This is a genomic window from Streptomyces sp. NPDC003393 (genome assembly GCF_053589015.1).
In genome coordinates this window covers 1-9,390 of the sequence record NZ_JBSFRB010000082.1, presented here as the reverse complement: position 1 = coordinate 9,390, position 9,390 = coordinate 1, and the positions used below count along the sequence as shown (strand labels likewise).

Below are 9,390 nucleotides of genomic sequence, written 5' to 3'. Positions count from 1 at the left end.
GTCGTTCCACACCACGCGGGCGCAGCCGAACGCACTGGCCAGCGCGCGGCGCTGGGAGGCGTCCGGGTAGGCCCGGTAGTTGTAGCGGAGCTGCACACCCCAGGACCCTACTAACGATTGGTCTCATGGATGATCCAAACGACTACAGGCGGGGGAGACAGGTTGTTTCGGCGATGCATGTGCGCTTGGTCCTTGTGACGAAATACCGGCGTGGGGTGTTCGACGACGAGATGCTGACGCGCTGCGAAGAGATCATGCGCAAGGTCGGCGAGGACTTCGAAGCGGAGCTGAAGGAGTTCAACGGTGAACGCGATCATGTCCACCTCCTGGTGCACCACCCGCCCAAGATCGCCGTTTCGAAGCTGGTCAACAGCCTTAAAGGCGTCTCCGCCCGCTGGATACGGCAGGAGTTCACCGGCAGGATCGACCGTGCCACCATGCACGGGCACCTGTGGTCGCCCTCCTACTTCTCCGCCTCGTGCGGCGGAGCACCGTTGGCGATCGTCCGTCAGTACATCGAGCAGCAAAAACGTCCGCTCCAAGGTGTACGTCAGAGCAGTCTTGAGATGCATTCATCCCCGGCGTGAACGCCGGGGCTTTCTGCAAAGAACCCGGTAACCGGTGGACGCCCCGTTCGGTCACCGGCGTGCGGCCGGACGTGATCGGCGTGATCGGCGAGTCGTGGACGTACGAGCAACTAGAGACCCGGGCCCGCCGTGAGATCTGCGGAGGGCGCGGTGCGCAGCACGGGACCGACGAGGCGCAGTTCCGGCAGCCTCAGGCCGGGCAGTCCGGCGCCGGCGGGCTCGGGCGCAGTGAGCGGGCCGTCCGCGGACAGGCCGGGGGCCAGTGCCCCGACGTCGGACGCGGGCGCGTGGACGGCGACGTGGTCGAAGCCGTCGTCGATGATGTGGGCGAGCGGGGCGCGCGCCTCCAGACCCGGCAGCCCCCCGCGCACCGGCAGCCGCGGCACCACGTTCTCCGGAAGGAGCCGCCCCCGGACGAAACGCGGCCCCTCCGGTGTGCCCGTCGTCGGTACCGGCAGCTCCCCGCCGACCTCGGGCAGCTCCATGCCGAGCGCGGTCTCGGCGCCGCCCAGCGGCACCAGGACGGGAACCGTGCCCCTCGCCGCGGCCGGGGTGGCGGTGACGCCGCCGACGGCGGCCACGACGCCCGTGACGAGGGTGGCCAGGGTTCCTCGAGTGGTCGACTTCATGACAGGCACGCGTCCCTTCCAGGATGGGGAGCACAAGGTCCGTACGGCCCAACGACCCCGGAGGTGGCCGGCAGCGCCGGATTCCCCCGAGTGCCGCAGTAGTACGACGTACGACGGGCCTCAGTTGTGCAGCGGCAGCCCGCCGAGCAGCGGGGTGTGGGCCTCGTTCAGGCTCTTGGTGGCGCTGTTCACCGTGTGGAGCAGCGAGCCCTTGTTCTGGGTGTCGAGCGCGTTCGACTGGTGCTTGAGCGGCATCACGCCGATGGGTCCCTCGGTCAGGGTGCTCACGGCGCCGTTGAGGCTGGTGGGCATCGGTACGGCGGTGCTCTGGGCGAACGCGGGCGCCGAGGCGCCGGCGGCGACCAGGGACCCGGCGATGACGGCGGCAGCCTTCAGGGACTTCATGGTGTTCCTTTCGTTCGGCGACGTACGTCACCGGCGGCTATGAGTCGCCGTGCCCAACGAGTCCCGGGCGGACCGGAAACCCCGGGGTGGGAGATTGCCGAGTCCTCATATGAAGTCCTCATATGAGATCTCCCGGGACGCCGGCGCGGCTTCCCAAAGGTGCAGCGCCGGCTTCGACGTTCCCGTGAGGCTCCGGGGGCCGACGTGGAGCAGCCGTTGCGCCGGTTCCAGCGGCCGGCGCAACGGCTGTTCGGTTTCTCGTGTTCCGCGGGAGCGGTCAGGAAGTGTCGGCGGTTACGAGGCTTCCGCGGCAAGCGGGCCGGAAGCGGAGGTACCGGGGGAGGTCGAGTCGTATTCCTGAAGCAGTGAGTTGACGAGGTCGACGAGACCGTCGACGAGGCTGGTGACCGCCGGGAGCACCTCGCCGACGTCTCCGGACGTGAGCGACTTCACCAGGTCCTCGAGCGCCTTCTGTACGGCCGCCAGCGCGTCGCTCGCCGGATCCGCCGCCCGCGGAACACCGGAGGGTGCCTGGGCCGACCGGATCATTTCACTCGCCTCGACGAGGGCTCTTTCCGCCGCCGTGCCGAGCTTCTCGGTTTCGGCCGGTGCCGGCCGGCCGTTGTCCGCCGTGAGTACCGCGGCCGCCAGATCACGGACGGGGGTGAGTCGACTGCCGAGGTCACCGAACCGGCTCAGGTCGCCCAGTCCGTCGAGCTCGGCGAGCAACCGGTCGGCATCGGGGAGGGACGCTCGGGACTCCGCCGTACGGCTGTGTGCGCGGGCCGACTCGGCCGCCATGGCGGCCGGGCCGCAGATCGCGGCCAGGAAGGCGGTGCAGAGTGCGGTGGAGGCGATACGTCGGGCCGACAGACCACGCATGAGGGTTCCTTTCGATGAGCGCCAGGTCCAGAACTCACCGTGAAAGCCCTTGTCGTGGTCCGCAACCGCCCGCAGGTCCTGTCGGTTCGCCCGTGGGTGACCGCCCCCCTTCCCACCTGGCCGGACGGCGCACGGGGTGCCGTTCCGGGCCGGAACGGCCGTTCGAGCGTACGGCCGTCGGCCGCCCTCCCGAGGGAGTCCCGGAGCGATGCCGGGTTCCGGGAGAGCGGCCGACCGGAGAGGAAGCGCGAGGGTGTCAGGCGTTGAGGCAGGTGCTGCCGAACGACGGATTCAGCAGACCGATGACGTTGACAGTGTTGCCGCACACGTTGACCGGGACGTGCACGGGAACCTGGATGACGTTGCCCGAGAGGACACCAGGCGAGTTGGTGGCAGCGCCTTCCGCACCGCTGCTGGCGGCGGCGATGCCGGCACCACCGGCGACGGCCGTGACGGCGACAGTGGAGAGGACCAGGCCCTTGGCGATACGCGACATGTAGAAGTGCTCCTTGGATTGACGCAAAAACACCCGGGTGAACACCCGGCGCCCTGTCAACGCCTGGGGGCCGTCCGGGTTGTGCCGCCAAAGGAGTGATCTCGGCATGACACCGGCCTGGCGGACAGGGCAGACGCTCCCGTTTCCACCTGACCCGTTGAGCCTGGTGGCCGGGGTGGAGAACCAGCCCGGCAGTGGGGCCGGACACGCGGAAGCCGCCGCACCCGGCCCCGGCAGGGGCACAGGACGCGGCGGCTCGCGTGAAAGCGGTCCTGGTGCTCGCGGTACGCGTGCACGGGGCAGCGTTGCTGTTCCTCCAGTCCTCTAGCGGCGGGAGCTGATGACCCGGCCGCGGCGGTAGAGAAGGGCGCCGCCCCCGATCAGGGCCGCGCTGGCGGCTGAGGCCGCAAGCATCGTGCCGGTGTTCGCGCTTCCCGTCTCGGCCAGCTGCGGCGGCGTGCTCTGCTCGGCCGGCGGCATCTGCGAGGGACCCGAGGGCACGGTCTCGTCCCCCGTGGGCGGGACGGTCTGCTCGGCGGGTGGCGTCGGGGTGTCGTCGACTGGGGACGGCACCGTTCCGGTCGGCGGCTCCGGCGGAGTGACCGGCGGAGTGACCGGCGGAGTGACCGGCGGGGTGACCGGCGGAGTTTCCGGTTCCGGCACCGTGACCGGTGGAGTCGTCGTGTCGGTCGAGTTGCCGCACGAGTTGCCGAACGCCGGGTTGAGCGCAGCCGCCGCGTCGACGGTGTTGCCGCAGACGTTGACCGGCACGTCGACCGGCGCCTGGACGGTGTTGCCGGACAGGACGCCAGCCGAGTTCTGGGCAATTCCGTCCGCTTGGCTGTCGGCGAAGGCGGAGCTGCCGTACAGGGACAGCACGCTCGTCGCGGCAGCCGCCGCGAACACTCCCCTGCTCAGAGTCTGTCGCAATCTAGTTGTCTTCCTGCTCGAAGCCGCTCGAAGCTGCTTGAGGAACGTGACGGTGTGGGAGGGCCGGCCTCGCGTCGCCGCGTGCGGCGCCCGAGGCTGGCCCTCGTACACCCTGGCGTGGCTGGTGCGCCGTGCGGTCAGCCGTTGGTGCAGGTGTTGCCGAACGCCGGGTTCAGCAGGGCGATGACGTCGACGGTGTTGCCGCACACATTGACCGGGACGTGCACGGGAACCTGGACGACGTTGCCGGAGAGCGCACCCGGAGAGTTGGAGGCGCTACCGGAGGCCCCGGAGTCGGCGAAGGCCGGGCTCGCCATTCCCAGAGCCAGGATGGCGCCCGTCACGACAGCAACGTTCTTCTTCATGGAAGGTCCCTTCTTGGGGTCGTGTACCCCAATGACGGTCAGAAACCGAGTGAGCGCGACCCGAGTGGTCGCGACACCAACGAGGAATAGACACAATGGATAACGACGGAACATAAAGCGTCTGACAATTCACTCAACTGCCCCGCGCACCATATGTCTTGCCTCGCCTGCTGAGCGAGAACAGCATTTCCGGACAGCCCGCGCCGGAGCAGCGCGCACCCCGGGTCGACCGAAATCGAATCAGCTTGCGTCGCTGTTGGACGACAGCAGCGAGACGTCGTCCAGAACGTGCGCCAGCGCACCGTCTCGCTTGGCCTGGGTGGAGTTGTCGGCGCACTGCTGCTGCTGGCGGTCCGACAGGACCGGGACGTCCTGGGCCACGACGCCGACCAGGGCGGCGGCGCCGGTGTGGACGTCCTGAACGCCCACGCAGGGCTTGTTGAGCGTTCCCTGGACCAGCGAGAGCTGCGGGCTCATGTTGCCATTCGTCGCCGAGTTGCCGTACGACGAAGCGGCGCCGGTGCCGTTCTGGACCGACGGTCCGTTGTCGTTGCCGATGGCGAGCGCCGAAGGGGCTGACGCCACCGACACTCCCACGACAGAAGCGGCAGCCGCCACGGCGACCATTGCCTTCTTGAGCACTGCGCGTTCCTTTCCTAGTAGCGACGCATGCCCTACGGCCTCATTCAACATGAGCTTTTGGGTTTGGTTGCGGATATTCACCCGGTTGGCTCGCGCCGCAGTCAAAAGGTCCCGGAAATCAGGAATTCTGGAAAACACACAAGCACTTCGCCGTGTCCGCCATCGGAGTGAACAGGAGAAACTGGCCCACCGCCCGGCAGTTGAACCAGGGCACTCCGGTGGACGGGGTTTCCTCAGAAAGGACCGGTCAGTGATCAAGAAGATTGTTGCCACCGCGACCATCGCCGCTTCCGCGCTGGGTGCCTCCGCTGCCGCGGCTCCGCAGGCGCTGGCGCTCGGCAACGACGGCGGGCCGAACGCCGAAAACGCCACGGGTGCGTGGCAGAGCTTCGGCAACTCGACCACGTACGGGAACATGAGCCCGCAGATGGCGCTCATCCAGGGGTCGTTCAACAAGCCGTGCATCGCCGTGAGCGACCTGCCGATCGGCGCCGCCCTGCTCGGTGTGACCGCCCAGGACATCCCGGTCCTGTCGGACCACCAGCAGCAGCAGTGCGCCGAGAACTCCACCCAGGCCAAGCGGGACGGTGCGCTGGCCCACCTGCTGGAGAACGTGTCGCTCCTGTCGCGGAACTCCGAGAGCTGACCGCCGCGCATACGAGAGTGGGCCGCCGAGTTCTTCTCGGCGGCCCGTTTCGCGTCGGTTCCCGCGGCGCACGCGCCGCCGCGTCACGCCCACGGTCGTACGCCTACGACACCACGTCCTTGCGGGCGAACCCGCGGAAGGCCAGGGCGAAGAGCACCAGGGCGTAGCTGACGGAGACCGCCGTGCCCTGGATCATCCCCGACCACTCGGGGTGCGGCTGCACGGCGTCCGCCCAGGCGAACTGCCAGTGCGCGGGCAGGAAGTCGCGCCACTGCCCGAGGGCGGTGACGGCGTCCAGGACATTGCCGACGATGGTCAGCCCCACCGCGCCGCCCACCGCGCCCAGGGGCGCGTCCGTCCTGGTGGACAGCCAGAACGCCAGTGCCGCGGTGACCAGCTGGGACACGAAGACGTACGCCACCACCACCAGCAACCGCTGGGCGGCGGTGCCGGCGTCGAGCGTGCCGCCGGTGGGTATCCGCAACGGGCCCCAGCCGTAGGCGGCCGTGCCGACGGCGAGGGCCACCAGCGGCAGCAGCACCATGGCGGCCAGGCTCAGCCCCAGCCCGACGGCCAGCTTGGACCACAGCAGCCGGGCTCTGGGCACGGGCGCGGCGAGCAGATAGCGCAGCGAGGACCAGTTGGCCTCCGAGGCGACGGTGTCCCCGCAGAACAGGGCCACCGGGATCACCAGCAGGAAGCCCGCCGACACGAACAGGTTGACCGCGGCGAAGTTGGCGCCGGAGGCGGTGGCGGTGTCCATCAGGGTCACCTGGTTGTTGCGGGCGCCCGGGTCGCCGCCGACGGCGAAGGCGACCGCCAGGACGAACGGCAGCACGGCCAGGACGGCGCCCATGACCAGCGTGCGGCGCCGCTTGAGCTGCCGCACCAGCTCCACCCGCAACGGCAGGGTGCGGCCCGCCCGGTAGCCGGTGGCCGTCTCCACGACGGCGGGCGTGCTCATGCGGAACCTCCGATCAGGGTGAGGAAGGCGTCCTCCAGGCGGCGGTGCGGGCCGACCGACGCGACCGGCACCTCCAGCCGCACCAGCTCCACGATCAGCCGCTCGGCGGCTCCGCCGGGCTCCAGCCGGACCAGCAGGCCGCCCTCGGTGCGCACGGCGGAGGCGACGCCCGGCAGCGCGGCCACCTTCTCCACCACGGGCTCGTCCACGGGCACGGCGGTGCCGACCAGCAGGGTGTCCCCGGAGCCGACGATCTCGCCCACCGGGCCGGCCTGCACCAGCCGCCCCCGGTCCATGACGACCAGGTGTGTGCAGGACTGCTCGACCTCGGCGAGCAGATGGCTGGAGACGATCACCGTGCGACCGCCCGCCGCGTACCGGATCATCACCTCGCGCATCTCGCGGATCTGGGGCGGGTCCAGACCGTTGGTCGGCTCGTCCAGGATCAGCAGGTCGGGCAGGCCGAGCATGGCCTGGGCGATGGCCAGGCGCTGGCGCATGCCCTGGGAGTAGGTCCGCACCGCGCGGGCCAGCGCGTCGCCGAGCCCGGCGATGCTCAGGGCCTCGTCGAGGTGGGCGTCCCCGGGTGGGCGGCCGGTGGCCCGCCAGTACAGCTCGAGGTTCTCCCGGCCGGACAGGTGCGGCAGGAAGCCGGCGCCCTCGACGAAGGCGCCGACCCGGGACAGCACGGGCGCGCCGGGCCGGATCGCGTGGCCGAAGACGCGGATCTCGCCGCTGTCCGGCCGGATCAGACCCATCAGCATGCGCAGGGTGGTCGTCTTGCCGGCGCCGTTCGGCCCGAGCAGGCCGAGCACCTGGCCCTGCTCCACCCGGAACGACACGTCCCGTACCGCGTACCGGTCGGCCGACCCGGCGTAGCGCTTGCTCAGGGCGGTGATCTGGAGCGGTACGCCGGCCAGTTCCGGATCCGGGGCCGGGGCGGCCGTGCGGCGGCGGGCGGTCAGCAGCAGCGCGAGCGCGACCAGTGCGCCCGCCGCGGGCAGCCACCACACCCAGGCGGGCAGGGGCGCGGCGCCCGTGGTCACCGCGGGTGCCGTGGGCACCTTCAGGCCGCTCCTGAGGGAGACGGTGTACGTGGCCGGCGCGGCCGGGGAGGCGTAGGCGAGATCGGTGGAGGCGAGGACCAGGCGGAGCCGGTGGCCCTTCGCCACCTCGTGGTCGATCGCCGGGAGGGCGAGGGTGACGTCCTTGCCGGCCTTGGCGCCCGTGACCCGTACCGGGTCCACCAGCTGGGCGGGCAGCACCGGCCGCGCCTGGCCCGGCCCGATGTCGTAGAGCTTGGCGAAGAGCACGGCGTCGTCGCTGGTGGACGTGGTGTGGACGGTGACGGTCGGGGATCCGGTGATCCGCAGGTCGCCGCCGACCGGCGCGGACTCGAAGCTCGCGTACTGCCCGGGGAAGTCCAGTGAGATGCCGACGCCGAGTGCGGAGAGCTGGGCGAGCGAGCCCCCCGAGCCGCCGGAGCCGCCGAGGCCGGGCAGCGAGGACACGGCCGGCGGACCGGCGCCCGCAGGGTTCTGGAACCGCTGCTCACGTCCGGTCAGGGCGACGGTCCGCTGCCCGCTGGTCAGGCCCGGGTACGTGCGCGCGGTCGCGCCGCGCAACTGGGCCGCGCCGTCGGTGGAGTCGACGCCTCCGGTGCGGGTGACGCGAAAGGCGGGGCCGGTGTCGGCGCCGGGGTCCTTCTTGAGGTACCGGTCGAACCAGGTCGTCACGCGTGCCTGGACCCGGCCCGTCTCCAGGTCGCCGCCGTCGTGGCCGCCCGCGATCCAGTCCACGTCGACGGGTGCGCCGTTCGCCCGGATCGCCCGGGCGGCGGCGTCGGCCTGGCCGAGCGGGAAGAGCGAGTCGGACTGGCCCTGCACGAGCAGCGTGGGCACCCTGATCCGGTCGGCGACGGCGGACGGCGAACGCTCCTGGAGCACCCGGCGGGCCTCGGCGTCCGGTTTCCCGGACTCGGCGACGCGCTGGTACATCCGGCACAGCTCGGGCTCGAACCGCGCGCAGCCGCCGCCGGAGTTGATGAAGACGCCCGCCCACAGCTTCTTGAAGACACCGTTGGGGAACAGGGCGTCGGCGAGGTTCCAGTACGTGATCGCCGGGGCGATGGCGTCCACCCGGTGGTCGTGTCCGGCGGCGAGCAGGGAGATCGCGCCGCCGTAGGAGGCGCCGGCCACACCCACGCGCGGGTCGCCGTGCCGGTCGAGCAGGACCCGGGGCTGCCGGGCCAGCCAGTCGATCAGCCGGGAGACGTCGGCGACCTCGCCCCGCGGGTCGTTGAGCCCGATCTTCCCCGTCGACCTGCCGAAGCCGCGCGCCGACCAGGTCAGCACCGCGTACCCGTGGCGGGCCAGGTCCTCGGCCTGCTGCCGTACGTCGTTCTTGCTGCCGCCGAAGCCGTGCCCCAGCAGGACGGCGGGCCGGCGGCCGGTGCCGTCGGGGGTGAAGTACGAGGTGTCCAGGCGCACCCCGCCCCCCATGCTCATGACCCGGTCGGCGCGGTGCACCGGGGGCGGGTCGTGGGAGGCGACCGCCGTCCATGTGCCGGCGCCGGCGAGCACGACGACGGCGGCCCCGGCGGCCAGCAGCCGCCGGGGCCTCCGAAGAAGCGCCCGGAATCCGGGCAGTCGGAGATCCATGGGTCCACGGTACGGGGCGCCGCCGACAACGGGAGCAGCCCCGGGACCGAACCTCGCCACCTCCCTGGGGAGTACGGGCCCGCTCCCGCGCCCGGCCTCCGTCCGCCTCTCCCCTGGTGCGGGTCCGCCCCGGGTCCGCGTCCGCACCCGTGACGAGTGGAGAGGACCGACGGAGGGTGACGCG

The 9,390-nt window shown here is 71.2% G+C and carries 12 protein-coding genes; 2 read left to right on the top strand and 10 right to left on the bottom strand.

The features are described 5' to 3' along the window. Positions 1-96, bottom strand: a 96-nt coding sequence (locus tag ACWDUZ_RS38120) for a helix-turn-helix domain-containing protein (RefSeq protein WP_451636418.1), incomplete at its 3' end; no start/stop codon positions are given. 29 nt (positions 97-125) lie between these two features. On the opposite strand from ACWDUZ_RS38120, the gene tnpA reads away from it, so the two are divergent. Beyond that, on the top strand, positions 126-587 hold the full coding sequence (gene tnpA / locus ACWDUZ_RS38115) for an IS200/IS605 family transposase (protein WP_451636417.1): 462 nt from the start codon (positions 126-128) through the stop codon (positions 585-587). Positions 588-697: 110 nt separating this feature from the next. On the opposite strand, the gene ACWDUZ_RS38110 is transcribed toward tnpA, so the two are convergent. The 7 genes from ACWDUZ_RS38110 to ACWDUZ_RS38080 form a co-directional block, all read right to left on the bottom strand. Next, on the bottom strand, positions 698-1,216 hold the full coding sequence (locus ACWDUZ_RS38110; RefSeq protein WP_451636416.1) for a hypothetical protein: 519 nt from the start codon (positions 1,214-1,216) through the stop codon (positions 698-700). 120 nt (positions 1,217-1,336) lie between these two features. Then, positions 1,337-1,621: a hypothetical protein gene (locus tag ACWDUZ_RS38105; RefSeq protein WP_451636415.1), complete on the bottom strand. Its 285-nt coding sequence runs from the start codon at positions 1,619-1,621 to the stop codon at positions 1,337-1,339. Between the two features lie 294 nt (positions 1,622-1,915). Next, positions 1,916-2,503, bottom strand: coding sequence for a hypothetical protein (locus tag ACWDUZ_RS38100; RefSeq protein ID WP_451636414.1), 588 nt, complete (start codon positions 2,501-2,503; stop codon positions 1,916-1,918). Positions 2,504-2,759: 256 nt separating this feature from the next. Next, positions 2,760-2,999, bottom strand: coding sequence for a chaplin (locus tag ACWDUZ_RS38095; RefSeq protein ID WP_451636413.1), 240 nt, complete (start codon positions 2,997-2,999; stop codon positions 2,760-2,762). Positions 3,000-3,323: 324 nt separating this feature from the next. Then, on the bottom strand, positions 3,324-3,929 hold the full coding sequence (locus tag ACWDUZ_RS38090) for a chaplin (protein WP_451636412.1): 606 nt from the start codon (positions 3,927-3,929) through the stop codon (positions 3,324-3,326). Between the two features lie 137 nt (positions 3,930-4,066). Continuing rightward, positions 4,067-4,294: a chaplin family protein gene (locus ACWDUZ_RS38085; RefSeq protein ID WP_451636411.1), complete on the bottom strand. Its 228-nt coding sequence runs from the start codon at positions 4,292-4,294 to the stop codon at positions 4,067-4,069. A gap of 240 nt (positions 4,295-4,534) precedes the next feature. After that, positions 4,535-4,936, bottom strand: coding sequence for a rodlin (locus tag ACWDUZ_RS38080; RefSeq protein ID WP_451636410.1), 402 nt, complete (start codon positions 4,934-4,936; stop codon positions 4,535-4,537). Between the two features lie 250 nt (positions 4,937-5,186). Here ACWDUZ_RS38080 and ACWDUZ_RS38075 point away from each other — a divergent pair, with 250 nt between their 5' ends. Next, positions 5,187-5,582: a rodlin gene (locus ACWDUZ_RS38075; RefSeq protein ID WP_451636409.1), complete on the top strand. Its 396-nt coding sequence runs from the start codon at positions 5,187-5,189 to the stop codon at positions 5,580-5,582. A gap of 103 nt (positions 5,583-5,685) precedes the next feature. Here ACWDUZ_RS38075 and ACWDUZ_RS38070 read toward each other — a convergent pair whose 3' ends face one another. After that, entirely contained in the window at positions 5,686-6,546 is an 861-nt protein-coding gene (locus ACWDUZ_RS38070) for an ABC transporter permease (protein ID WP_451636408.1), read from the bottom strand. Continuing rightward, on the bottom strand, positions 6,543-9,206 hold the full coding sequence (locus ACWDUZ_RS38065) for a CocE/NonD family hydrolase (protein WP_451636407.1): 2,664 nt from the start codon (positions 9,204-9,206) through the stop codon (positions 6,543-6,545). Before ACWDUZ_RS38065 ends, ACWDUZ_RS38070 begins: the two co-directional genes overlap by 4 nt. Between the last annotated feature and the right edge of the window lie 184 nt (positions 9,207-9,390).

Coding starts and splice junctions, on each gene's coding strand:
- ACWDUZ_RS38085 (WP_451636411.1), bottom strand. CDS start 4,294: ATGAAGAAGAACGTTGCTGTCGTGACGGGCGCCATCCTGGCTCTGGGA.
- ACWDUZ_RS38070 (WP_451636408.1), bottom strand. CDS start 6,546: ATGAGCACGCCCGCCGTCGTGGAGACGGCCACCGGCTACCGGGCGGGC.
- tnpA (WP_451636417.1), top strand. CDS start 126: ATGGATGATCCAAACGACTACAGGCGGGGGAGACAGGTTGTTTCGGCG.
- ACWDUZ_RS38100 (WP_451636414.1), bottom strand. CDS start 2,503: ATGCGTGGTCTGTCGGCCCGACGTATCGCCTCCACCGCACTCTGCACC.
- ACWDUZ_RS38105 (WP_451636415.1), bottom strand. CDS start 1,621: ATGAAGTCCCTGAAGGCTGCCGCCGTCATCGCCGGGTCCCTGGTCGCC.
- ACWDUZ_RS38065 (WP_451636407.1), bottom strand. CDS start 9,206: ATGGATCTCCGACTGCCCGGATTCCGGGCGCTTCTTCGGAGGCCCCGG.
- ACWDUZ_RS38095 (WP_451636413.1), bottom strand. CDS start 2,999: ATGTCGCGTATCGCCAAGGGCCTGGTCCTCTCCACTGTCGCCGTCACG.
- ACWDUZ_RS38110 (WP_451636416.1), bottom strand. CDS start 1,216: ATGAAGTCGACCACTCGAGGAACCCTGGCCACCCTCGTCACGGGCGTC.